This window comes from Tenacibaculum sp. A30, from assembly GCF_051200845.1.
GTDB lineage: Bacteria > Bacteroidota > Bacteroidia > Flavobacteriales > Flavobacteriaceae > Polaribacter.
The window spans coordinates 2,363,348-2,388,737 of record NZ_CP195160.1; the positions used below are offsets into that span (position 1 = coordinate 2,363,348).

A 25,390-nucleotide genomic window follows, 5' to 3' on the forward strand; every position below is an offset into this window, starting at 1 on the left:
GTAAAATTCGTATATTCATCTTAAAATCAATAAGATGAATATACGTTATGCCGTCTTTTTACTTTTACTAACTACTTCTTGTGATTTTTTTTCACCACCTAAAAACAAGAATCTACAAACTCTTGATACTATAGTAGATTTTACGAAAGTAGATGTTTCACCTGCTTTTAATAGATGTAGAAGTCTTTCAGAAGAAGAAAAATCAAGTTGTTTTAGAGAAGAAATTCATCAAAGGTTTGCTAAAAGTTTACAAGAGTATTCTTTTGTAATACAAGAATGGATTGAAGAAGAGGTACTTATTGATTTATTAATTACTGCTGAAGGTAACTTTATATTGAAAAATATTACGGCTTCGAATAATGTTTCGCAGCAACTTCCAGAGTTAGATAGTATTTTAAAATCTACTATTGAAAAATTGCCACAAATACACCCAGCAATAAAAAGAGGTATTCCTGTAGCTACACAATATCACTTGCCGTTAAAAATTCAAACAAAATAAGCTTAGAGTTTTAATAACTCCTCTACAAAACTACGTTCGTTAGATAATCTCGGAACTTTGTGTTGACCACCTAATTTCCCTTTTTCTTTCATCCAATCGTAAAATAAACCTTTACGGGCTTGATGTACTTTTGGCATTGCCAAGGTCATGTTGTTATAACGTTTAGCCTCGTAGTCAGAGTTGCAATTTTTTAGGGCGTTATCTAGCATTTCAGTAAAGAAGGCAAGATTTTTAGGAGGCTTTTCAAACTCTATAATCCATTCATGTGCACCATTTTCCTTTCCGTTCATAAAAATAGGCCCAACTGTATATTCTTTTATTTCACTATTGGTTTTATCACTGGCAGCTTTTAATGCTTCTTCGGCATTTTCAATAATTAATTCCTCTCCAAAAACGTTGATGTGATGTTTGGTACGTCCAGTAATTTTTATACGATAAGGATCGGTTGAGGTAAATTTAATTGTATCTCCAATTAAATAACGCCATAAACCACCATTGGTAGTTATTACAACAGCATAGTTTATATCTTTTTTTACTTCGGAAAGCGGAATTGCAATAGAGTTTTCACCATCGTATTGATCCATAGGAATGAACTCGTAGAAAATTCCGTAGTCTAGCATCAAGAGCATTTCATCAGAATTGTTTCGGTCTTGGATAGCGAAGAATCCTTCAGAGGCGTTATAGGTTTCATAGTATTTAAAATCGTCTTTCGGAATCAGCTTTTTGTACTGTTCACGATATGGGTTAAAGTTGATTCCTCCGTGAAAGTATACTTCTAAATTAGGCCAAACTTCTAAAATATTATCCTTTCCAGTTTTTTCTAAAACTTTGTTTAGTAAAACTAGCATCCAAGAAGGAACTCCAACCAAACTGGTAATGTTTTCGTGAATGGTTTCGTTGATAATGGCTTCCATTTTCGTTTCCCATTCACTCATCAATGCTGTTTCTTGTTTAGGCGCAGAGCTAAAATCTGCCCAAAAAGGCATGTTTTCAATAATAATTGCAGAAAGATCTCCGAAATAAGAATTATTGTCTTCATATACAGCTGAACTTCCGCCTAAGCGAAGTCCCTTTCCTGTAAATAATTTAGCATCTTCGTTGTTGTTAATATACAGGCATAACATGTCTTTTCCTGCTTTAAAATGGCAATATTCAATAGCTTCATCACTTACAGGAATAAACTTACTTTTTGCATTAGTAGTGCCGCTAGATTTTGCAAACCAACGAATAGGTGTTGGCCAAAACAAATTTTGTTCTCCTTTTCTACAGCGTTCAATAAGTGGTTCAATACTCTCGTAACGTTGAATAGGAATATTATTTGCAAAGTCTGAGTAATTTTTAATTGAAGCAAAGTTTTGTTGTTTTCCGAATTCAGTATTCTTAGCTGCACTCACAAGTTTGAGTAACAACTCATTTTGCACATCAATAGGGTATTTTAAAAACAACTCAACTTGATGTTTACGCTTTTTTAAGAACCAAGAAATGATTGAATTTATAAATGGAAACGTCATAGTTTAACTCTTAATTCAATTTTTTTACAGTAAGTTTGTGAAGCTAAAAGTAATAAAATTTAAGACATGCAATACCAAGGAGTTTTAAAAAAAATGCCTACCGAGAACCTAACGACTGTTCAGTATTATTTAGAGATGCCATCTGGTTATTTGAATATGAATCAGTTATTGAATAGAGAAATGTCTTTAAGCTTTGTTACTTATGAGTGTTTAAATTGTCATTTAGAAAAGAAAATTTACCGTCAAGGTTTTTGTAAGAGTTGTTTTTTTGAAATACCTACTGCTGGTGATTGGATTATGCGTCCTGAATTGAGTAAAGCGCACCTAGGAGAAGAAGATAGAGACTTAGAATATGAGAAAAAAGTGCAGTTGCAGCCACATATTGTGTACTTGGCAAATTCAAGTAATGTAAAAGTGGGAGTAACAAGAAAACAACAAGTACCAACTCGTTGGATTGATCAAGGAGCACATGAAGCTATTGAAATAGTTGAGGTGCCAAATCGATATTTAGCAGGAATAACGGAAGTAGCTTTAAAAGAACACGTTGCTGATAAGACCAATTGGAGAACGATGCTGAAAAACGACATTAAAGATGAAAATTTGGTGGAGTGGAGAGAGCGCTTACAAGAGTTTATTCCTGAAGAAGCAAAAGAATATTATATAGCTACGAATACGGAAACAAATATTCAATTTCCTGTAGAGAAATACCCCAAAAAGCCTAAGAGTTTAAACTTAGAGAAAGAAGAAAACTATACAGGTAAGTTGGTTGGAATAAAAGGACAATACCTAATTTTTGAAGACGAAACGGTTTTTAATGTTCGTGCCAATGAAGGGTTAGTTGTGAAGATTGAGTTGCTATAGTAAATCGATTTCTCGTTGAATATTTTCACGAGCAGCTTTTTCAAATTTTTGATGGAAGTATTCAGTTTTAAATATATTATCCATGGTTAAAAAATGTTTCAGTGCTTTTTTTCGACTAGGATTGTAAACTAAGCTAGGATACACAGCGTACTCTTTTCGCACATTTTTATAGTATTGCTCGTATGTTTCCCAATTTGAGCCCAAAATAGCTAAGTCAGCATCGGTAAAATAATTGGTGTCAGTATCTTCTGATACTTTATGATGTTTAGTAGCTAAAATTTGATTTTCACACCTTTTAATAATTTCTTTAGGTACATAGAGTAGTTGCATTCTTTCTATAGCGAATTCAGTACTCTTTTCTTCATTGTTACTTTTAAGGGAATTGTAGATTACATCGTGATAGAAAAGTGTAAATAAAATAGTATTCCAAGAGTTAATTTCTGTTTTCACTTGAGATAATTGAAAAAGTAAATTTTCTAGATGAACTAAAGTGTGATAGTATCGTTTTTTGTCAGTATGGTTTTTAACAATCTCTTCCCAAAGAGTTAGGTGCAGTACTTTGTCATCAGAATAATTAGCGGCTAAACTTAGAAAAGTATTTTTTAGCATAGGAAATAAAATAATGAGATAAAAAAACGGGGATATCCCCGTTTTTTAATTTTTTAAAGCAACTTGGTGGTTGTTCATTCGTAACTCACTCAATACATTTAGTGCCTCATTAATGTAAATATCTTTCTGAAGGTTTTTATGCCATGCAACACGTTTTTCTTCTAAAACAGTGTCTTTTTTAAATAAACTTAGTTCGTATGTAGGAGATTCAAATGTTAAATGAGAATCGAACTTGAAGATATCTTTATATTGTTCGCCTTCTTTAACTTTAGCTTCGCTTTCCTTTTTAAAAGTTTCGTAGTTTAATGAGTATACTCTTTCGTCTTGATTTTTCTTTAACCACTTAGCGTACTCGTTTATTTTATTAAACTTTTCATCATTCATTACACGTTGCTTGCTGTTGTAAACAACATCAGCAAAATTACTATAGGTATTGGTAGTTGTATACTTAGCTTGTTTTACTTTATCCCATGGTAAAGCACCATCTAAATCACGTTCACCAAAGTCCATATAGCTGTATCTGCTAGGTAATGAAATATCAGAATATACACCTTCAATTTGTGTAGAACCACCGTTGATTCTATAAAACTTTTGAATGGTCATTTTTAAAGCTCCTAAGTCATCAGGATATTGCTCATAAAAACGATTGATAGGTAATACGTTTTGTACGGTTCCTTTACCGTAAGTTTGTTTACCACCAATAATAACTCCACGTTTATAATCTTGCATTGCTGCAGCAAAAATTTCTGAAGCAGAAGCAGAGAATTCATTTACCATTACTACTAATGGTCCTTCCCATTGTATTTTAGAATCGGTATCATTTTTTACTAAAGGATCTTCTCCACGGTACTTTACTTGTACTATAGGCCCTTCTTTAATGAATAATCCTCCAATTTCAATGGCTGTTTTTAAAGAACCTCCACCATTATCACGTAAGTCAACAATTAAACCTTCAACATTTTCTTTCTTTAAACGCTCAATTTCTTGCTCCATGTCTTTTGCAGCATCTCTTCTGCTTAAGTCGTTGAAATCAATATAAAATCTAGGAAGGTTTATTACTCCGTATTTTTTACCGTCTTTTTCAACAATACTCGATTTTACAAAAGTTTCCTCCAGTTCTACTACATCTCTAATAATTGGAATAATTTTAATAGAACCATCAATTTTTTTCTTAACGGTTAAACGTACCTCAGTTCCTTTTTTACCTTTGATAAATTTAATAGCATCATCTAAACGCATTCCTACGATATCAAGAGGTTCTTCGTCTCCTTGAGCAACTTTTAAAATGATATCATCAGCTTCTAGTTCACCTTGTTTCCAAGCAGGCCCACCAGAAATTAACTCAACAATATGCGTGTAAATTCCTTTCTTTTGTAAACGAGCACCAATTCCCTCAAGTTTACCAGACATTTCTTGATCGAAACGTGTTTTAATATTAGGAGACATGTAAGTTGTGTGCGGATCAAAACCACTTACCACACTATTTAAGAACGTAGAGTACCAGTCAGAATTTTCCAATTCACCTATACGCATGTACAAATCGTCCATGTTTTTTAACACTTTCTTTCTAGCTTCAACTTCTAATTCTTTAAAAGATTTCTTTTTAAAGTTTTTATCTTTTTTAGCCTTTTCGTTTTGCTGTGCTTCAGCATCTTCTATATTACTTAAAATAGATAATTTTAATTGTTTTCTCCAATAGTCGGTTAACTCGGTTTCGTTTTTAGCAAACGGAATCTTATCGTAATCAATATCAATTACCTCATTTTTTTTGTAGTTAAAAGGTTGTTTTAATAAAGCGCGATAATTTGCTTTTCCTGATTCCATTTTTTCAAGAAAACGATTATAAACCAGTTTGTAAAAATCAATATTAGATTCTCTTAGTTGATTATCAATTTGATATTTATATTGAGAGAATTCTTTTAAATCTTCTTGTGTAAAATAGCGTTTACTTGGATCTAAACCATCAATAAAAGTTGTATATACATGTTCAGAAAAATCATCATTCAAATCTTTTTGAACATAATGGTAACGACTTAAAATGTTTTTTAAAACATATACAATAACTCTATCTTTTTCTGGGTCATTATTAGGAAGTGTATTCGAGCTAACAGAGTTCGAAAATAATAATGTAATAGCTAAAAATGGTATAATAAACTTCGTCTTCATAAAACCTTCTATCTTTTAAATTTGTGTTGAGTAGTTTAGTTGTGTTGCTAAGCTACTAAAATAATGCCAATTTTTTAAGTTTTGTTGCTTTTTATAAAAACAGCAATCCAACTTTATACTCTTGATTTTACCTTTTAAATCCATTTAAGGATGTAATGTTACTATTTCTCTAAATATACTTAGACAATATATCTTATGTTAGATTGAAATAATAGCGCAAAAAGCCGAAATAATAAAAACGGTAAGGTGAACAATAATTCGTATCATGACGCTTGTGTTTGATTACCACAATTTTACATATAAAATAAACGAATCTGTCTTTACAAAATGTTAAAAAAAGAATCCTTTTTTTATGTTACATTTGTTGTAAAACTTACATACAATGCAAGACAGACCTTTAATTTTGGTTACGAATGATGATGGAATTACTGCTCCAGGGATTCGAATGTTGATTGAAATCATGAATAAAATAGGAGATGTAGTAGTAGTAGCTCCTGATAGCCCACAAAGTGGAATGGGACATGCAATTACGGTGAATAATGTGCTGCATTGTAACCCAATTACCATAGATGAAGGTCCGCAAATAGAATATAGTTGTTCAGGTACTCCAGCCGATTGTGTTAAAATGGCAAAGAATCAAATATTAAATCGCACACCTGATTTATGTGTTTCTGGAATCAATCATGGTTCTAATTCATCTATCAATGTAATTTATTCAGGAACGATGAGTGCTGCTGTTGAAGCTGGTATTGAAGGAATTCCAGCCATTGGTTTTTCATTGTTAGATTTTGATTGGCATGCCGATTTTAGAGCTGCGCGTAAGTTTATAGAAAAAATAGCGTTAAATGTGTTGTTAAATGGTTTGCCTGATGGAGTTATTTTAAACGTAAACATTCCGAAGTTAAAAGAGAAAGATATTAAAGGAGTTCGTATTTGTAGACAAGCAAACGGATATTGGAAAGAAACATTTGATAAGCGTAAGAGCCCATTCGGAAAAGAATATTATTGGTTATCAGGAGAGTTTGTAAACAGAGATAAAGGACAAGATACCGATATTTGGGCGTTAGAAAACGGTTATATTTCAGTGGTGCCTGTTCAGTTTGATATGACAGCGCATCACGCAATTCAAAAATTACATACATGGGACATATAAAGAAAGAAATAGCCATAGGAATTTTAATATCGTTGTTGGCAACAGCATGTGGTTTTTTTGTGTATTTACAATACATTTCACAATCAGACTTATCTGAAACACTAAGTAAAATAAAAGAAGGAGGTATGTTAGGGTCAGTAATAGCATTATCGGCAATACCTAATTTATTTGTGTTTTGGGTATTTTTAAAGAAGAAGCAAGATTATAGAGCAAGAGGAGTGTTGATAACTACCATTGCAGTAGCGTTATTAACCGCAATTTTAAAATTTTTCTAATTTTAGTAAATGAAGTATTACATTCTTGTAGGAGAAGCTTCGGGTGATTTACACGGAGCAAACTTAATGAAGGCGTTGTTGAAACAAGACCCAGAAGCAGAGATTCGTTTTTGGGGTGGAGATTTGATGCAAGAAGTAGGAGGTACGTTGGTAAAACATTACAAAGAGCGTGCTTTTATGGGGTTTGTTGAGGTGTTGATGAACTTACGTAAGATTTTAGGTATGATTTCTTTCTGTAAAAAAGACATTGCTCAATTCAATCCTGATGTACTTATTTTTATAGACAACTCTGGTTTTAATCTTCGTATAGCTAAATGGGCAAAACAACAAGGTTTTAGAACCAATTATTATATTTCGCCGCAAGTTTGGGCAAGTAGAGCAGGTAGAGTAAAAGATATCAAACGCGATATTGATGAAATGTTTGTGATTCTTCCGTTTGAAAAAGAGTTTTACAAGAAGTACGGATATAATGTACACTTTGTAGGGCATCCTTTAATTGATGGAATTGCTGGTAGAAAGCAGGTGTCGATTGAAGAATTTAGAAAAGAACACGATTTAGGCTATAAAGAAATTATAGCATTATTACCAGGAAGTAGAAAACAGGAGATAACCAAAATGCTATCGGTAATGTTATCGTTGGTGGATGATTTTCCTAAGTATCAATTTGTGGTGGCGGGAGCTCCGAGTCAGTCGTATGAGTTTTATCAAGAAATTATTGGAGATGCGAATGTGAAATTCATCAATAATAAAACCTATGATTTATTAAGTGTTTCGTATGCCGCTTTGGTAGCATCAGGAACCGCAACTTTAGAAGCAGCACTGTTTAAAGTTCCGCAGGTAGTGTGTTATAAAGGAAGCAATATATCGTACCAAATAGCAAAACGAATTATTACCTTAAGTTATATATCACTAGTCAATTTGATTATGGATAGAGAAGTGGTAAAAGAATTGATTCAAAATGATTTTACGAAAGAAAACTTAAAGCACGAGTTAGAGCGTATTCTTGAAGCAGAACATCGTCAGCAATTATTTTTATCGTACTTTGACTTAGAACAAAAACTAGGAGGTAAAGGAGCCTCAGCCAAAGCAGCAAAATTAATTGTTGATGGAGTAAAAAAATAAAACACCTATGATTAAAAAAATCCTCTTTCTATGTACACTGTCGTTTTTAATGATTTCTTGTGGATCATCAAAAAATGTAAGTGGAGCTTACCAAAAAACAGCATCAACAATTAGTCCTAAAACAGTTGATGTTGCAAGCGTTAAGACAGAAGCTACTGAAGAGGTTGAGGTAAAAGAAGTAACCGTTGCCGATAAAATTATATGGACAGCAGTTACCTACAAAGGAGTTCCGTATCGTTTTGGCGGAATGACAAAGAAAGGAATGGATTGCTCTGGATTAATTTTCACGTCGTTTCAACTACGTGAGGTTCCTATTGCCAGAAGTTCTCGTGAAATGTATCGACAAGGAGAGAAAATTTCGTTGCGAGAAGTACAAAGAGGTGATTTATTGTTTTTTAAAACAAGAGGAAGAAGAGGGCCTATAAATCATGTTGGGTTGGTAACTTCAGTTGATAATGGAGATGTACGTTTTATTCACTCAACTACTTCACAAGGGGTGATTGTAACCTCACTACACGAAAATTACTGGAAACGTGCTTTTATTGAAGCGAAAAGGGTGCTGTAAACTTTTAAAGAGAATAAATGTCGCAATTAAATACTTAAATTATAACCCAATAATATTCTTATAATCAATTAGTATTAAAGTGATAGATCTTGTTAGGTAGTGTTTTCTATTCAATATAATGATTGTCAGACCCAAAGAAATAATCATTTGCTTTTTCAATATTAAATTCTGTAATTTTTCCATCATTTGCGTTCATTTTAAAATGATAATTCACTTCAGGAAAACAACTAGGTCCCATTATACTTCCATCTCGAATTAATGTGTTAGTTGACCAGACAAATGATTCTGTTCTCCTATCAAACCATAAGTCAATATTCAGTTTTTTATATGAAATTTTTCTACGAATTAATTCAGAGTGTACAGAGTCTATTGGTATTATGACATTAGCAAATTTAGCTTTTGGAAAATCAATATCCTTGATTAGTTTTCCATTTCTGTCAAGCATTAAGTTCAGTCCAATTTTTTCAATTCCGATTTCAGGCTTTTTTAGTTGATAAACAACTGAATAAATTGGGTAGTCTAATATAGTGTCACAATCAATCTTTTGTATGTTTTGACCAAGAAGATCTAAAATTCTGCTTTCGTTTTCTGTTTTTTCTATTTCAATTGGTTTGTCAGATAAAATATAGCCATTTTTAAATTCCAGTTTTTCGAAGTTTTTATTTCCTAATCTGTTTTTTAAATAAGAGGTTAACATATTCTGCATTTCAGTTGGAATTTTATTCATGTCTTCAAACTCAGCAGAATAGCAACTGTTTATATATTTATAACTTTCCTTTTTTGAAGCTAATTGAGGGTATTTTTCACGGGTAAATTTATTGCAAGAAGTAATTGCAATAATTAAGAATAAGAAACTTAATATTTTTACTTTCATTTCAATTTTAACAATATGATTGGATATTCAATAAAACATGATTAAGGATATTAATTCGTTCTAACGATTTATATCCGTGAATAGCGAAGTTAATAGATTAAAAATTATGATTCAAACAAAAAAGCAACCTCACTGAGATTGCTTTTTTAAATTTTATTTGTAAAGATGAATTAATTTAACATTTGCCACAATTTATCTTTCAGTTCTGTTAAGCCTTGTTGGGCAACAGAAGAGATAAAAATAGTTTCAATACCTTCTGGTAAATCTTGTTTAATTTCTTCTTTTAATTCGTCGTCTAACATATCTGATTTAGAAATGGCTAACAAACGATCCTTATCTAATAATTCAGGGTTGTGCTTGCGCAATTCATTCAATAAGATGTCATATTCTTTATGAATGTCATCACTATCGGCAGGAATTAAAAAGAGTAGGGTAGAGTTACGTTCAATATGACGTAAAAAGTGATGTCCTAATCCTTTTCCTTCGGCAGCTCCTTCAATAATTCCAGGAATATCTGCCATAACAAAACTCTGGTGATTACGGTATTCTACAATTCCTAAGTTAGGTTTTAAGGTTGTAAACGCATAATCAGCAATTTTAGGTTTTGCAGCGGTAATAACTGATAATAAAGTTGATTTTCCTGCATTAGGGAAACCTACTAAACCAACATCAGCTAAAATTTTTAATTCGATACGAAACCAACCTTCTTGTCCGTCAATACCCGGTTGGGCATAACGAGGTGTTTGGTTGGTAGATGATTTAAAGTGCCAGTTACCACGACCACCTTTACCACCTTCTAATAAGATGATTTCTTGTCCGTCTTCAATAACTTCATGTAAAATTTCGTCAGTATCGGCATCACGGATAATAGTTCCTAACGGAACAGGAACCACAACATCGGCACCATCATGACCTGTACTGCGGCTAGCACTACCATCGCCACCATGTTCTGCTCTAAAGTGACGTTTAAATTTTAAATGGAAAAGCGTCCACATATTTTTATCACCACGTAAAATTACGTGTCCACCACGACCACCATCACCACCATCAGGACCACCTTTCGCGATGTATTTTTCGCGATGTAAGTGAGCAGATCCACGACCACCTTTACCAGATGATGCGTAAATTTTTATATAGTCGACAAAATTTCCTTCAGTCATTGTTTTGTTTTTTGTTGTTTAATTGTTGAATCGTTTAGTTGTGTATTTCAAAAATTCTGTCAATTCGAGTGAATTTTACGATTGAATAGAGTAAAATTTGTATCGAGAATAAGAATTTTAAAGTAGTTCTCGATACAATTTTTCTTCCTTAGGTCATAAAAATCACTCGAACTGACATGTAAATTAAAAGATTCAACAACTTAACAAGTTTTATAATGTATCAAATACGTCTGATAAACGTTGTGTAATATCTTCGATAGATCCTACACCGTTTATGCCGTAATAATTACCTTGTGCTTGGTAAAAATCTTTTAAAACAGCTGTTTTAGTGTTGTACTCGTTAAAACGATTACGGATTTTACTTTCATCCATATCATCTGAACGACCGCTTGTTTTTCCTCTTTCTAAAATACGCTCAACTAATAAATCTTCTGGAACTTCTAAAGCAACCATTCCGTTTATGCGCTCACCTTTTTCAGCTAAAAATGCGTCTAAAGCTTCTGCTTGAGATTCGGTACGAGGAAAACCATCAAAAATAAATCCTGCTACGTCAGCATTTTTGTTAACCTCTTCTTTTAGCATGTTAATTGTAACTTCATCAGGAACTAAATCACCAGCATCAATATATGTTTTTGCTAATAATCCTAATTCAGTTTGATTTTTAATATTAAATCGGAATACGTCTCCTGTTGAAATGTGTACTAAATTGTATTTTTCTTTTAAAATTTCTGCTTGAGTACCTTTTCCTGCACCTGGAGGACCGAATAATACGATGTTTTTCATTTTGGGTTGTGTTGTTAATTGATAAATAGCTGGTAAATTTCTACCAATACCTTTATAATCCAAGCCGTAACCAACAATAAACTTATCTTCAATACCTTTTCCGATATAGTCTATATGCAATTCTTTACGATATACATCTGGCTTGTAAAAAAGTGTAACTATTTTTAATTCTTTTAAATTTTTTGTAGAAAAAATCTCATAGATTTCTTGAAGGGTTGTTCCGGTATCAATAATATCTTCTAAAATGATAACAGTACGTCCTGTCAAGTCTTCGTTAAGACCTATTAAACTTTTTACATTTTCTGTTGAACTAGTACCTTCATAAGAAGAGAGTTTTACAAAACTTATTTCACAGTCACCTTTGTATTGACGTAAAAAATCGGCAGTAAAAACAAAGCAGCCGTTTAAAATCCCTATAAAAACAGGAACCTCGTCTTTAGGTAAATCATTTTTAACTTGTTTAGCTAAAGATGTAACAATACTAGAGATTTCATTTGCTGAAATGAACTCTTTAAAATATAAATCGTGAAGTTTTGTAATTTTCATCAGAGTGCAAAGATAGTTTCTTGATATTAAATGAAAAAACCGTTTTGAATAAACTTCAAAACGGTTTTATATATGTTTAAGTAGCGCTTATTTGTTTTCTTCTTTCTTAGAAACGTCGAACATAATTGGTGTTGCAACGAATAAAGAAGAGTAAGTACCTACTACTACACCTACGATTAATGCGAACATGAATCCTTTAATACTGTCTCCTCCAAAGAAGAAGATAGCTAACATTACTAATAATGTTGTTAAAGAGGTGTTGATAGTTCTTCCTAAAGTACTACATAGTGCTTTGTTTACTAAGTTAGCAGTAACTGAGTTTTTACCTTCAGTAAACTCTCTAATTCTATCAAAAATTACCACGGTATCGTTTAATGAGTATCCTACTACGGTTAAGATAGCAGCGATGAACGACTGACCGATTTCCATATCAAATGGCATGAATTTGTATAGTAAAGAGAATACTCCTAATACTACTAATACATCGTGGAAAACAGCAACTACCGCACCGATAGAATACGCCATTTTTCTAAAACGTAATAAGATATATAAGAATACTACAATTAACGATCCTAATACCGCCCATAAAGCAGCCTGCTTAATATCGTCAGCAATTGTAGGTTCTACTTTCATGTAACTCATAATTCCATTTCCTGCTTTTTCAAAACCAGGTTTGAAATTTTCGTAAGTTGTATCTCCTAAGTGAGGCTTTAATCCGTTATATAAAGCAGATTGTACTTCTTCATCTACTTGAGTACCGTCTTCGTCAATTTTAAAAGCAGTTGTAATTTTTAACTGATGGTCAGATCCGTATGTTTTAACTTCAGGAGCAGTACCGAAAACAGCTTTTAATTCTTCAGCAACCTCGTTACCTTTCATAGCTTCGTCAAAACGAACTACATAAGAACGACCTCCTTTAAAGTCAACTCCTTGTTTTAACCCTACAGTGAATATAGAAACTAAACCAACAACGATGAAGAATCCTGAAATGATATAAGCGATTTTACGTTTTTGTAAAAACTCGACAGAGATGTTTTTAAACCAGTTTTTTGATAACCCAGTATTGAAAGGTAAACTTGTTCCTTTAGCAACTGCTCCGTCAATAAATAAACGAGTAATAAATACAGCAGTGAATAAAGAAGTAGCAATACCAATCATTAATGTTAAAGCGAATCCTTTAATTGGTCCTGTACCAAAAGTATATAAGATAACACCCGTTAATAAAGTGGTAATGTTAGCATCAATAATCGCAGATAATGCTCCTTTAATACTAAACCCTTCCTCTACAGAGTCACCTAAGTTTTTACCTCCGTTTAATGCTTCTTTAATTCTTTCGAAAATAATTACGTTCGCATCAACCGACATACCAATGGTTAAGATAATACCCGCAATACCTGGTAAGGTTAATACAGAATTGAAAGAAGCTAAAACTCCGAAGATGAATAAGATGTTTACAACTAAAGCAACGTTAGCGAATAAACCAGCTCTACCGTAGTATAAGAACATCCAAACTAACACTAAGCAAATAGCTAACGCGAATGATGCCATACTTGCATCAATAGATTCTTTACCTAATGATGGTCCAACTACTTCTGCTTGAATAATACGAGCAGGAGCAGGTAATTTACCAGCTTTTAATACTGTAGCAATATCTTGTGCTTCTGTAACAGTCATAGAACCTCCAGAAATTTGAGTGCTTCCTCCAGTAATCGCACCAGGAACAGATGGAGCGGTGTATACATAATCATCTAAAACAACTGCTACGAATTTACCAGCATTTTCACCAGTCATTTTAGCCCATTGCTTACTACCAATACCGTTCATTAACATTGATACTACAGGCTTGCTCATTTGGTCGTATTCTTGTTTTGCGTCTGCAATTACATCACCACCAATAGGAGCTTTGTCTTTTCTGTTAGATTTTATAGCATATAAACCAATAAGTTCAGTTCCGTCAGTACTAGCGTGAGATTTGTAATCCCATAAAAACTTAGTGTACTTTAAGTTAGTAGGTAACAAAGCTCTTACTTCTTTATTGTGTAAGAAACTGTTTACTTTAGCTGTATCTTGAACTCTAGCTTGCGCTACTAAAGGACTCACTTGTTGTGGACTTTGAGCTACATTAGGGAATAAGTAAGTAAATAAGTTCTTTTGATTTTCAACATTTGTTGAATCTGCAGACTCACCTAATAAATCATCAATATTATCACCAGTTTTAGCAGTGTCTTTTACTTCTTCTGTAGCAGAATCATCTTTTAATAATTCAGCAACTTTTGCGTTCGCAGTAAAGAAAAAGTTTTGTACATCAGCATTGGTGTGTACTTCCCAAAATTGTAATTCAGCAGTACTTTGTAATAATTTCTCTACACGATCAATATCTTTTGCTCCTGGTAATTCTACTTGAATTCTACCAGAAGTTCCAATACGTTGAATGTTTGGTTGTACAACTCCGAATTTATCAATACGGCTACGTAATACTTCAAAAGCAGTGTTGATAGAAGTGTTAATTTCTTCTTGTAAAGTCGATTTAACCTGCTCGTTAGTTTTGTTGAAGTCTATTTTATCACGTAAAGCTTTCGTTCCAAAAATGCTTGGGTCGCTTAATTTAACGTTACCGTTGCTTAATTTTTCGAACTCATCGTAGAATAAATCTAAGTAATTCGCTTGACTGTTCTTTTGAGCTTCATCAGCATTCTTTAATGCTTGCTTAAAAGTTGTGTTTTGAGAATCGTTAGATAATCCGATTAAGATATCTTTTACCGATACCTGTAAAATTGCATTAATACCCCCTTTTAAATCAAGACCAAGGTTCATTTCTTTGTCTTTGATGTCGTTGTAAGAGTACTTAGCAAATCCTAAGTTTACTACCTCTTTGTTAGCTACGCTATCTAAGTATTTTCTTTCATATCTTGCTAAAGCTCTTCCGTTGTTATCACTAACATTTGCTTTCGCATACTGTTTCGCGCTGTCTTCTACCTTGTTGGCGAAAAACGAGAACGATAATTGATAAATACTTACTAAACCAAAAAGTATAGCAAATAATTTAATTAATCCTTTGTTTTGCATTGTAAATAATTTAATCGACTTTATTTTAAAAACGTGCAAATATAGCGTTTCGTTAAAAAAAAAGCGAATTCTTTTGTCATATTTATGTCGTAACGCAATAATTGGGGAATAAATGCTAACAAAAGTCAGTTTTTGCGGGAATTATATTGTGTATCTTTACTTACTTTTTAGAAAAAACAAATAACTTAAATTTTAAACAACTTGCCATGGCGCATTTAACCGATATCGAGATTGCTCAAGCAAAAGAATTACAACATATTAAACATATAGCAAGTAAATTGAAAGTAAGTGAAGATGACTTAGAAATGTATGGAAAGTACAAAGCTAAACTGCCACTTGATTTAATTGACGAAGAAAAAATAAAAGAAAACAATTTAGTGTTGGTAACAGCATTAACACCGACGCCAGCAGGTGAAGGAAAAACAACAGTTTCTATAGGGTTAACAGAAGGATTAAACAAAGTAAGAAAACAAGCTACTGTTGTGTTGCGTGAACCATCATTAGGACCTGTTTTTGGTATTAAAGGAGGTGCTGCAGGTGGAGGATACTCTCAGGTAGTTCCTATGGAAGATATCAATTTACATTTTACAGGAGATTTCAATGCTATTGAAAAGGCAAATAACTTATTATCAGCTTTAATAGATAACAATTTACAGAGTAGCGTTAACAATCTAAATATTGATCCACGTACTATTTTATGGAAACGTGTAATAGATATGAACGATCGTGCGTTACGCCAAATAACTATTGGTTTAGGAGGTACAGCAAACGGAATTCCACGAGAAGATGGGTTCAATATTACCCCGGCATCTGAAGTGATGGCAATTCTTTGTATGGCAACTAGTTTTGACGATTTAAAAGAGCGTTTAGGAAATATTTTCATCGGATTTACTTTTGATAAAAAGCCAGTTTTTGCTCGTGACTTAAAAGCGCAAGATGCTATGGCTATCTTATTAAAGGATGCTATCAAGCCTAATATAGTACAAACGCTAGAAGAGAACCCAGCGATTATTCACGGAGGGCCTTTTGCTAATATTGCGCAAGGAACAAACACTATTATTGCGACCAAAATGGGGTTGTCGTTGTCAAACTATGTAGTAACAGAAGCAGGATTTGGTGCAGATTTAGGAGCTGAGAAATTTTTGAATATTAAATCACAATATGCGGGGTTAAATCCTAAATGTGTTGTGTTAGTTGCGACAATTAGAGCGTTACGTCATCATGGAGGTTCGCTAAAAGAAGAATACAATACTCCAAGTTTAGAGCGTGTACAAAATGGATTTAAAAACCTAGAAAAGCATATTGAAAACATTAGAAAGTTTAATATTGAGCCTGTTGTAGCCATCAATTCTTTTATTTCTGATACTGAAGAAGAAGTAAACTATGTAATTAATGCTTGTGCTAGTTTAGGTGTACAAGCAGTTGTTTCAGAAGGATGGGCAAAAGGAGGTAAAGGAACTAAAAAATTGGCAGAGGCAGTTGTTGATGTAGTTGAAAACAAGGCTACACAGTACAAACCGTTGTACGATTGGAAAAGTCCTGTAAAAGAAAAAATAGAAAAGATAGCCAAAGAAATTTACGGAGCTACAGGAGTAACCTATGATAAAAAAGCAGAGTTAAATTTGCGAAGAATAGATCGATTAGGGTTTAATGATTTTGCTATTTGTATGGCTAAAACACAAAAGTCTTTTTCAGATAATGAAAGTTTAATAGGAAGACCAGAAGGATTTACCGTAAATGTACGTGAAATAGAAATTGCTGCAGGGGCACAATTTATCATTCCTATTTTAGGGAAAATGATGCGTATGCCTGGGTTACCTGCAATTCCTGCTTCAGAAAATATGAAAATCGATAACAAAGGTGTAATCTCAGGATTATCATAAATATGCAATCAGATAGCGCTTTTTAAGTAGAAGTAAATATTGTGGTTAAGATAGGTTGAAACCGTTATTAATAAAAAAATCCCGAGTGATAAACTCGGGATTTTTTTGTTTAAAATTAGAATCTATTCAGTGATAAGATTGTTTAGTTTTATGTTTTTTAGAGCTTCTAAACTTCCTTCTATAGAGTTCAAATCTCCTTTTAAGTCGTACTTCTTACCATTTACCGTAACAAATATTCCGATGCTATTAATTTTACCTTCTTTACTAGTTTGGTAAATTTCATAAGTAGCACCTTTGTTTTTAAAGGTCAATGAGTTTCCTGTTTTATTAATCTTGAAATTATAATCTTCTTCCATCATTTCAATTGGGAATGAGAATTCCACAGCTCCATCAGGTTTAATTAAAGCGTAATTAAGGTCTAGTTCATTCATGCTAAACAGAACAACTTGCTTTTGGTTTTTAATAAGATTAAATGATAATATTTCAGAAAGCCCATCATATTCTAAATCTAGTGTTTTAATAATTTCAGTACTTTTTTTATTTCCATTCCATTTGGTCGTAGTAGTTGAATAAAAAGGAGCGGAATCAGCACTTTCTTCAATGATTAGTGTAGGAGAGGGAATATTGTTAACTACTTTAAAAGTTGAATATTGATGCCAGCAACAACCACTTTTTGTAATAGTGTGGATGGTTTTTGTTTTTTTATTCGTTTGAAACATACCACAATATTCTTGTGCTAATCGAGTAAACTCAGGACTAAAGGTTAGCTTATTATTAATTTCGAGGTATATTCTAAAAGATGGACCATGGTAACAACTGAATTGCCCATCCATAATGGCTAAATCTTTAATGCCATCAAAATTGAAGTCTTTATATATTAAAATACTCTGTTCTCCGTAAGGAAGTTCTAAAATGTTTGTTTTAACAACCCCGATGGTTTCTAATTCAAAAGTTAATTCATCGGAATGAATTTCTATAATTTTGGTATTTGTTTTAGATTCAAATACAGCAACACTTCCTTTTTTAAAAATTTCATTTTCATAACCTTTTTCAATAATCAACAGTCCTTTATATTTTTCTGAAAAACCTTTGATTTCGTATTTAGTTTGGCCTAATACGTTTAGGAAAGTGAAAATAAGTAAGAGTGTTAAATTCTTTTTCATTAATTAATTTGTTAAGTATAATAATTTCAAATAGCTTTTTTCTCAACGACAAAATTATCAAAAAAATGTGCGGGATTAAACCCAAAAACAACCCTTAGGTTACAGAAGTAGCCGAATGAGGGTTGTTTTTTATGTTAACGAGTTGTGACTAATTTACACCACGTTGTTTGTTTATTTCATCTTGCAATTGTCTACGTAACTTTTGTTCTTTTTCTATAGACTTTCTTTTGTACTGTTCAAATTCTTCTTCGGTATCAGCTAATAAACTCTTAGTTTCTTTAGTAACTACATTACTATTGTTAAAACGATAAATAAAGAAAGCTAATCCAGCCAGTAGAGCGAAAATAATACCCCATACAATAGTGTTATAGGTAGCTTTGTTTAAAGGAATTCCAATAAATGAAATTGCATCTTCTTTACCGATAGAAGTAGTTAAATCGCTATTTAAAGCATCAATTTTTGTTTGTAACTCAGTTATACTTTTTTGTTGTTCGTTTATTTTAACTTGTTTAGAGGCAGCATCTGTTTTAATTACCTTTATGCTGTCTAATATACTTTTTTGAAGTCTTAAGTATTCATTCTTCTTTATTACTTTATAAACCTGGTAATTGTTCGATTTTTTATAAAGTTCATTAAATTGGTTCTCAACAGTATTTGGTTGTTCAGGAAGATTTTCTTGAGCGATAATACTTTGAGTAAAAATAAAGATGAATGCTATTTTGAAAAATTTCATAGGATTGGTATTTTATTTCAATTGATGAATATAAGATGGTTTAAAAAAACCCAAACGTTTAGGTTTGGGTTTTTAGTATAAGCAAGGTTATGAAACTTATTTTACTTTCTCTACAATGGCCTTAAAAGCTTCTGGGTTGTTCATAGCTAAATCAGCTAAAACCTTACGGTTTAACTCGATGTTGTTAGCTTTAACTTTACCCATAAACTGTGAGTAAGACATTCCGAACTGACGAGCTCCAGCGTTGATACGTTGAATCCATAATGAACGGAAGTTTCTCTTGTTGTTTTTACGGTCACGGTATGCATAAAGCATTCCTTTTTCAACCGCGTTCTTTGCTACTGTGTAAACGTTCTTACGACGTCCAAAGTAACCTTTTGCTTGCTTCAAGATTTTCTTTCTTCTATTTCTTGAAGCTACTGAATTTACTGATCTTGGCATAATTCAAATGTGTTTTTGTAGTAGGCGGTTTATATAATTTTAAGTGTTTAGTTTTTAGTTGTGTTTAACTGAAAACTATAAACTCAAAACTTAAAACTCTTTGTGGCCCAACTCCATGGTTAATAATTAATTTACTACCTAGCTAACAATTATTTTAATACTAATTGTTGCTTAATGTTAGCTTCATCTGACTTGTGTACTAAAGTCGAATGAGTTAATGCAAGCTTACGTTTTTTAGACTTCTTTGTTAAAATGTGGCTTTTAAACGCGTGCTTTCTTTTGATTTTTCCAGAACCAGTTAACTTGAAACGTTTCTTGGCACTAGATTTTGTTTTAATTTTAGGCATCTCTGATCTTTAGTTTTATCTTGCTTATATTATCGTTATAGATTTGTCTATTTTGTCTTTTTAGGTGCAATAAACATAATCATACGTTTTCCTTCCAATTTTGGCATTTGCTCTACTTTACCATATTCTTCTAGTTCTTGAGCTAGTTTTAATAGTAAAATTTGTCCTTGTTCTTTGAACACAATCGAACGTCCTTTGAAGAATACAAAAGCTTTTAATTTGGCTCCGTCTTGTAAGAACTTAATAGCATGCTTCTTTTTGAATTCGTAATCATGTTCGTCTGTTTGAGGGCCGAAACGAATTTCTTTTACAGTAACTTTAGTAGCTTTCGCTTTTAAAGCTTTTTCACGTTTCTTTTGCTCGTATAAGAACTTTTTGTAATCAATAACTTTACAAACAGGAGGAACAGCTTTAGGTGAAATCTCAACTAAATCTAATTCTAACTCTCGTGCAATCTCTTTAGCTTTAGCTAAAGGGTATACACCTACTTCTACGTTATCGCCTACAAGACGAACTTCGTCAACATATTTAATTCTATCGTTAATTCTATGTTGATCTTCTTTAATTACTCTTGCGGGTTTTCTTCCGCCTTTTCTTCTAATTGCTATGACTTATAAATTTAAAATTACTATCTATTTTTTAACTTCCGAAAGGAACCAATGTTTTACTAACTTCATTCTGTATTAGAGAAATGAATTCTTCTATAGTAAATGTTCCAAGGTCTCCTTCGCCATGTTTCCTTACAGATACTGTGCCATCCTTTTCTTCTTGTTCACCAACAATTACCATAAATGGTATTTTGTTAACTTCGGCATCACGAATCTTTCTTCCTGTCTTCTCATTGCGGTCATCAACGAGGGCGCGAATTTCGGAATTTTCCAACAAAGTTAAAACTTTTTTGGTATAATTTTGATATTTCTCACTGATTGGCAGTATAATAACTTGTTCTGGGGTTAACCAAAGTGGGAAATTTCCACCAGTGTGCTCTAATAAAACAGCAATGAAACGTTCCATAGAACCAAATGGTGCACGGTGAATCATTACAGGACGATGTAATTGGTTATCGGTTCCTTTATAATGTAAATCAAAACGCTCAGGTAAGTTGTAATCTACCTGAATAGTTCCTAACTGCCAGCTTCTACCTAAAGCATCTTTTACCATAAAGTCTAATTTCGGACCATAAAAGGCAGCTTCACCTTCTTCAATCACATAATCTAAACCTTTATCTTTAGCTGCATTGATAATTGCTTGTTCAGCTTTTTCCCAATTTTCAACAGAACCTATATATTTATCTGGATTTTCCATATCTCTGATAGAAACCTGAGCAGTAAAGTTTTCAAAACCTAATGAACCGAATACATATAATACAAGGTCAATTACATTTTTGAATTCTTCATCTAATTGTTCAGGAGTACAGAAAATATGTGCATCATCTTGAGTGAACCCACGTACACGAGTTAAACCATGTAGTTCTCCACTTTGCTCATATCTATATACAGTACCAAACTCAGCAAAGCGTTTTGGTAAATCTTTGTATGAATAAGGTTTGTGGTTGTAAACTTCACAGTGATGCGGACAGTTCATCGGTTTTAATAAAAACTCCTCATCTTCTTTTGGAGTTGTAATTGGTTGAAAACTGTCTTCACCATACTTCGCATAGTGACCAGAAGTAACATATAATTCTTTCTGACCAATATGTGGTGTCATGACCATTTCATACCCCGCTTTCTTTTGAGCAGCTTTTAAAAAATCTTCTAATCGGTTACGTAAAGCAGCACCTTTAGGTAACCATAAAGGTAAACCTTGTCCTACTTTTTGAGAAAACGTAAATAGCTCTAACTCCTTACCAAGTTTTCTATGATCACGTTTTTTAGCTTCTTCAAGAAGTTCTAAATATTCTTTTAATTCTTTTTGCTTCGGAAAAGAGATTCCGTAGACACGAGTAAGCTGATTGTTCTTTTCGTCACCACGCCAGTATGCACCAGCAACATTCATAATCTTTACAGCTTTGATGATTCCAGTATTCGGAATATGACCTCCACGACATAAGTCGGTAAAATCGCTGTGATCACAAAAAGTGATATCCCCATCTTCTAAACCTTCAATAAGTTCTACCTTATATTGGTTGTCTTGTGCTTTATAGTAAGCTAAAGCATCAGATTTAGAAATAGAACGCATTTTAAACTCTGCTTTTTCACGAGCACGCTCTAAAAATTTCTTTTCTATTTTATCAAAATCTTTTTCAGAAATAGTTTCGTCTCCAAAATCAACATCATAATAGAAACCATTTTCAATAGCTGGTCCAATAGTTAACTTTGCATTCGGAAAAAAATCTTGAATAGCTTGTGCTAATACGTGAGCAGAAGAATGCCAAAAAGCTTTCTTTCCTGCCGTATCATTAAAAGTATATAATACTAACGAGCCGTCTGTGGTAAGTGGGGTGGTAGTTTCAATGGTTTTTCCTTCGAAACTTGCAGAAATAACATTTCTAGCTAAACCTTCACTAATACTTTTCGCAACATCCATTGGAGTGCTGTTCTTTTCAAATTCTTTGACGCTCCCGTCAGGTAATGTAATCTTAATCATTATATATATGTGTTATATGTAATTTCCTTACAAGTGGAAATTTTGAATTGCAAAGATATTGTAAAAGCATTTTTCATACAATATATATATAAGGTATTTCAAAATAGATTTTTGCTCCTTGGGCGTCCCATTTTGCTAGTGGTTTTCACTAGCTGTTCAAACACTATCAAACTTTTGGGCTTTCCGCTATATCTTTTGTTTTAGGTTGCTGAGCGAAGTCGAGGCAAAACAAAAGGATGCCACTTCAAATGCTATGTCTATGTATTCAACGAAACAAATAAGTAATATAGAATGATTGAGTTAACCCCTAACGCGAGAGGTATAGATCAGTCGTTAGTCATTAAAGGTGTTTATAGCTAAGTTAATTGTCAAAAACTAAAAGCCAACAGCCAATATTCAAAAAACTTCCGAACGTAAAGCATTAATTTTTAAAGTATTAAAAAAGGCTTGTAAAAAAAGGCAAAAAAAGAGCTTGTTATAAGGAAAAAGGTATCTATATTTGCACCCGCAAACGGAAAAGCGGTAAGCTAAGAAGTTAGTAAGCGTTCATTAAAATAGGGAGTAGAGAAGGTAAAGAAAAGGTTAAAAAATAGATTAATTTTTTCTTGTTTTATTTAGATTAAACGTAGTATCTTTGCAGTCCGATTTTAACGGGAAGTAGTTCATTAAAATAGTGTAGCAAACAAACGAAAAAAAACTTAAAAAAAGTTTTTGTTAGAATAAAAAGAGTTTGTATGTTTGCACCCGCTTTAAAGAGGCGGTTACGATCAGAGAGATTTTGGAAAGCGATAAGCTACTAGTTCGAGTCTAGTGTTTCTACAAGAAGGTTGAGTTAAAGAGATGAGTTTAAGACTTGTTATTGGCGACTCGCCACGTTCATTGAAAATATTGAAATTGACAGCGTAATTAAAAGAGTAGAATTACCACGGATAATCTAAAAGATTACCGAAAAAATTCTTTTGGAACTTAACATTTAAAATAATTAAAGATTTTACAATGAAGAGTTTGATCCTGGCTCAGGATGAACGCTAGCGGCAGGCTTAACACATGCAAGTCGAGGGGTAACAGGGTGCTTGCACCGCTGACGACCGGCGAACGGGTGCGTAACGCGTATAGAATCTGCCTTGTACAGGAGGATAGCCTTTAGAAATGAAGATTAATACTCCATAATACTGAGATGTGGCATCACAATTTAGTTAAAGATTTATCGGTACAAGATGACTATGCGTCCTATTAGCTAGATGGTAAGGTAACGGCTTACCATGGCAACGATAGGTAGGGGGTCTGAGAGGATTATCCCCCACACTGGTACTGAGACACGGACCAGACTCCTACGGGAGGCAGCAGTGAGGAATATTGGTCAATGGAGGCAACTCTGAACCAGCCATGCCGCGTGCAGGAAGACTGCCCTATGGGTTGTAAACTGCTTTTATACAGGAAGAAACAGTCGTACGTGTACGACCTTGACGGTACTGTAAGAATAAGCACCGGCTAACTCCGTGCCAGCAGCCGCGGTAATACGGAGGGTGCAAGCGTTATCCGGAATCATTGGGTTTAAAGGGTCCGCAGGCGGTCAATTAAGTCAGAGGTGAAATCCCATAGCTTAACTATGGAACTGCCTTTGATACTGGTTGACTTGAGTTATACGGAAGTAGATAGAATAAGTAGTGTAGCGGTGAAATGCATAGATATTACTTAGAATACCGATTGCGAAGGCAGTCTACTACGTATATACTGACGCTCATGGACGAAAGCGTGGGGAGCGAACAGGATTAGATACCCTGGTAGTCCACGCCGTAAACGATGGACACTAGTTGTTGGGTGCAAATTCAGTGACTAAGCGAAAGTGATAAGTGTCCCACCTGGGGAGTACGATCGCAAGATTGAAACTCAAAGGAATTGACGGGGGCCCGCACAAGCGGTGGAGCATGTGGTTTAATTCGATGATACGCGAGGAACCTTACCAGGGCTTAAATGTAGAGTGACAGGGGTAGAGATACCTTTTTCTTCGGACACTTTACAAGGTGCTGCATGGTTGTCGTCAGCTCGTGCCGTGAGGTGTCAGGTTAAGTCCTATAACGAGCGCAACCCCTATCGTTAGTTGCTAGCAGGTAAAGCTGAGGACTCTAGCGAGACTGCCGGTGCAAACCGTGAGGAAGGTGGGGATGACGTCAAATCATCACGGCCCTTACGTCCTGGGCTACACACGTGCTACAATGGTATGGACAATGAGCAGCCACAACGCGAGTTGGAGCGAATCTATAAACCATATCACAGTTCGGATCGGAGTCTGCAACTCGACTCCGTGAAGCTGGAATCGCTAGTAATCGGATATCAGCCATGATCCGGTGAATACGTTCCCGGGCCTTGTACACACCGCCCGTCAAGCCATGGAAGCTGGGGGTGCCTGAAGTCGGTTACCGCAAGGAGCTGCCTAGGGTAAAACTGGTAACTAGGGCTAAGTCGTAACAAGGTAGCCGTACCGGAAGGTGCGGCTGGAACACCTCCTTTCTAGAGAAAGATGGTGAGTTACATAAGAGGTTAATTTTACTCTTTGCTGTTAATTTTAAAAAATAGACTAAGATCTTATAGTCTCGTAGCTCAGCTGGTTAGAGCGCTACACTGATAATGTAGAGGTCGGCAGTTCGAGTCTGCCCGAGACTACAAATTATTCAAAGATTGAATGATTAAAGAATTGAAAGATTTTAGTTAAAGGAAATTTTAGAAGTTGAGGGATTTGGTTTTACGTGTTGAGTGCTAAGTTTTAAGTTAAACTCACACCAACTAATAACTAACGACTAATAACTCATAACTAAAAGAGATGGGGGATTAGCTCAGCTGGCTAGAGCGCTTGCCTTGCACGCAAGAGGTCATCGGTTCGACTCCGATATTCTCCACCAGGCGATGCCTGGAGATAAGTAATATTATCTTCAAGAGTATTGCAGGCAGATTGTGACTAACAAGTTTAATTACTTGTCAGTGGCGACTCGCCACAACGTTCATTGACATATTGGTAAAATGATATCGTAAAGAATCAAGATAGAGAG

Annotated in this window: 20 protein-coding genes, 2 tRNA genes and 1 rRNA gene; 10 read left to right on the forward strand and 13 right to left on the reverse strand. The window is 33.9% G+C overall.

Translation table 11 applies throughout. The features are described 5' to 3' along the window. Positions 1-34 precede the first annotated feature (34 nt). On the forward strand, positions 35-499 hold the full coding sequence (locus tag ACR9ES_RS11390; protein ID WP_435254291.1) for a hypothetical protein: 465 nt from the start codon (positions 35-37) through the stop codon (positions 497-499). A 2-nt stretch (positions 500-501) separates the two neighbouring features. On the opposite strand, the gene ACR9ES_RS11395 is transcribed toward ACR9ES_RS11390, so the two are convergent. Further along, positions 502-2,010 (reverse strand): GH3 auxin-responsive promoter family protein, encoded by a 1,509-nt coding sequence (locus tag ACR9ES_RS11395; RefSeq protein WP_435254292.1) that lies wholly within the window; start codon positions 2,008-2,010, stop codon positions 502-504. Between the two features lie 66 nt (positions 2,011-2,076). On the opposite strand from ACR9ES_RS11395, the gene ACR9ES_RS11400 reads away from it, so the two are divergent. Then, positions 2,077-2,871, forward strand: coding sequence for a DUF2797 domain-containing protein (locus ACR9ES_RS11400; protein ID WP_435254293.1), 795 nt, complete (start codon positions 2,077-2,079; stop codon positions 2,869-2,871). Here ACR9ES_RS11400 and ACR9ES_RS11405 read toward each other — a convergent pair. Together ACR9ES_RS11405 and ACR9ES_RS11410 are read right to left on the reverse strand one after the other, a co-directional pair. Next, positions 2,866-3,480 carry an HD domain-containing protein gene (locus ACR9ES_RS11405; RefSeq protein ID WP_435254294.1) on the reverse strand — a complete coding sequence of 205 codons (615 nt, stop codon included), beginning with the start codon at positions 3,478-3,480 and terminating at the stop codon, positions 2,866-2,868. The two genes, ACR9ES_RS11400 and ACR9ES_RS11405, sit on opposite strands and share 6 nt — an antisense overlap. A gap of 45 nt (positions 3,481-3,525) precedes the next feature. After that, on the reverse strand, positions 3,526-5,646 hold the full coding sequence (locus ACR9ES_RS11410; RefSeq protein ID WP_435254295.1) for a carboxy terminal-processing peptidase: 2,121 nt from the start codon (positions 5,644-5,646) through the stop codon (positions 3,526-3,528). 382 nt (positions 5,647-6,028) lie between these two features. Between ACR9ES_RS11410 and surE the strand changes: the two genes are divergently transcribed. Genes surE through ACR9ES_RS11430 form a run of 4 tightly spaced genes read left to right on the forward strand, consistent with a single transcriptional unit; the run spans position 6,029 to position 8,761 of the window. Beyond that, entirely contained in the window at positions 6,029-6,799 is a 771-nt protein-coding gene (surE, locus tag ACR9ES_RS11415; RefSeq protein ID WP_298996366.1) for a 5'/3'-nucleotidase SurE, read from the forward strand. Continuing rightward, positions 6,787-7,074, forward strand: coding sequence for a hypothetical protein (locus tag ACR9ES_RS11420; RefSeq protein ID WP_435254296.1), 288 nt, complete (start codon positions 6,787-6,789; stop codon positions 7,072-7,074). The genes surE and ACR9ES_RS11420 overlap by 13 nt, the downstream gene beginning before the upstream one ends. A 9-nt stretch (positions 7,075-7,083) precedes the next feature. Continuing rightward, positions 7,084-8,196, forward strand: coding sequence for a lipid-A-disaccharide synthase (gene lpxB, locus ACR9ES_RS11425; RefSeq protein WP_435254297.1), 1,113 nt, complete (start codon positions 7,084-7,086; stop codon positions 8,194-8,196). A 7-nt stretch (positions 8,197-8,203) separates the two neighbouring features. Next, positions 8,204-8,761 (forward strand): C40 family peptidase, encoded by a 558-nt coding sequence (locus tag ACR9ES_RS11430; RefSeq protein ID WP_435254298.1) that lies wholly within the window; start codon positions 8,204-8,206, stop codon positions 8,759-8,761. Positions 8,762-8,867: 106 nt separating this feature from the next. On the opposite strand, the gene ACR9ES_RS11435 is transcribed toward ACR9ES_RS11430, so the two are convergent. The 4 genes from ACR9ES_RS11435 to secDF form a co-directional block, all read right to left on the reverse strand. Next, entirely contained in the window at positions 8,868-9,635 is a 768-nt protein-coding gene (locus tag ACR9ES_RS11435; RefSeq protein ID WP_298996360.1) for a hypothetical protein, read from the reverse strand. Between the two features lie 170 nt (positions 9,636-9,805). Next, positions 9,806-10,795 (reverse strand): GTPase ObgE, encoded by a 990-nt coding sequence (gene obgE, locus ACR9ES_RS11440; RefSeq protein ID WP_298996356.1) that lies wholly within the window; start codon positions 10,793-10,795, stop codon positions 9,806-9,808. 210 nt (positions 10,796-11,005) lie between these two features. Then, positions 11,006-12,124, reverse strand: a complete 1,119-nt coding sequence (locus ACR9ES_RS11445) for an adenylate kinase (RefSeq protein ID WP_274634936.1) — start codon at positions 12,122-12,124, stop codon at positions 11,006-11,008. Positions 12,125-12,211: 87 nt separating this feature from the next. After that, on the reverse strand, positions 12,212-15,190 hold the full coding sequence (gene secDF, locus ACR9ES_RS11450) for a protein translocase subunit SecDF (RefSeq protein ID WP_435254299.1): 2,979 nt from the start codon (positions 15,188-15,190) through the stop codon (positions 12,212-12,214). 206 nt (positions 15,191-15,396) lie between these two features. Here secDF and ACR9ES_RS11455 point away from each other — a divergent pair, with 206 nt between their 5' ends. Next, positions 15,397-17,073 carry a formate--tetrahydrofolate ligase gene (locus ACR9ES_RS11455; RefSeq protein WP_435254300.1) on the forward strand — a complete coding sequence of 559 codons (1,677 nt, stop codon included), beginning with the start codon at positions 15,397-15,399 and terminating at the stop codon, positions 17,071-17,073. A 122-nt stretch (positions 17,074-17,195) separates the two neighbouring features. On the opposite strand, the gene ACR9ES_RS11460 is transcribed toward ACR9ES_RS11455, so the two are convergent. The 6 genes from ACR9ES_RS11460 to thrS all read right to left on the reverse strand — a co-directional run bounded on the left by ACR9ES_RS11460 (position 17,196) and on the right by thrS (position 22,343). Beyond that, a complete protein-coding gene (locus tag ACR9ES_RS11460; RefSeq protein ID WP_435254301.1) occupies positions 17,196-18,236 on the reverse strand; it encodes an XAC2610-related protein in 1,041 nt (346 codons plus the stop codon). Positions 18,237-18,384: 148 nt separating this feature from the next. After that, entirely contained in the window at positions 18,385-18,969 is a 585-nt protein-coding gene (locus ACR9ES_RS11465) for a hypothetical protein (protein WP_435254302.1), read from the reverse strand. A 96-nt stretch (positions 18,970-19,065) separates the two neighbouring features. Then, a complete protein-coding gene (rplT, locus tag ACR9ES_RS11470; protein WP_028891166.1) occupies positions 19,066-19,410 on the reverse strand; it encodes a 50S ribosomal protein L20 in 345 nt (114 codons plus the stop codon). A 149-nt stretch (positions 19,411-19,559) separates the two neighbouring features. Further along, positions 19,560-19,757 (reverse strand): 50S ribosomal protein L35, encoded by a 198-nt coding sequence (gene rpmI / locus ACR9ES_RS11475; RefSeq protein WP_099215431.1) that lies wholly within the window; start codon positions 19,755-19,757, stop codon positions 19,560-19,562. A 47-nt stretch (positions 19,758-19,804) separates the two neighbouring features. After that, positions 19,805-20,323 carry a translation initiation factor IF-3 gene (gene infC / locus ACR9ES_RS11480; protein ID WP_408035320.1) on the reverse strand — a complete coding sequence of 173 codons (519 nt, stop codon included), beginning with the start codon at positions 20,321-20,323 and terminating at the stop codon, positions 19,805-19,807. A gap of 73 nt (positions 20,324-20,396) precedes the next feature. Continuing rightward, complete coding sequence (thrS, locus tag ACR9ES_RS11485; RefSeq protein ID WP_435254303.1) at positions 20,397-22,343, reverse strand: threonine--tRNA ligase; 1,947 nt, start codon at positions 22,341-22,343, stop codon at positions 20,397-20,399. Between the two features lie 993 nt (positions 22,344-23,336). On the opposite strand from thrS, the gene ACR9ES_RS11490 reads away from it, so the two are divergent. The 3 genes from ACR9ES_RS11490 to ACR9ES_RS11500 all read left to right on the forward strand — a co-directional run bounded on the left by ACR9ES_RS11490 (position 23,337) and on the right by ACR9ES_RS11500 (position 25,243). Further along, a 16S ribosomal RNA gene (locus ACR9ES_RS11490) occupies positions 23,337-24,854 on the forward strand. A 79-nt stretch (positions 24,855-24,933) separates the two neighbouring features. Then, a tRNA-Ile gene (locus ACR9ES_RS11495) sits at positions 24,934-25,007 on the forward strand. A gap of 159 nt (positions 25,008-25,166) precedes the next feature. Next, positions 25,167-25,243, forward strand: a tRNA-Ala gene (locus tag ACR9ES_RS11500). Positions 25,244-25,390: the final 147 nt, after the last annotated feature.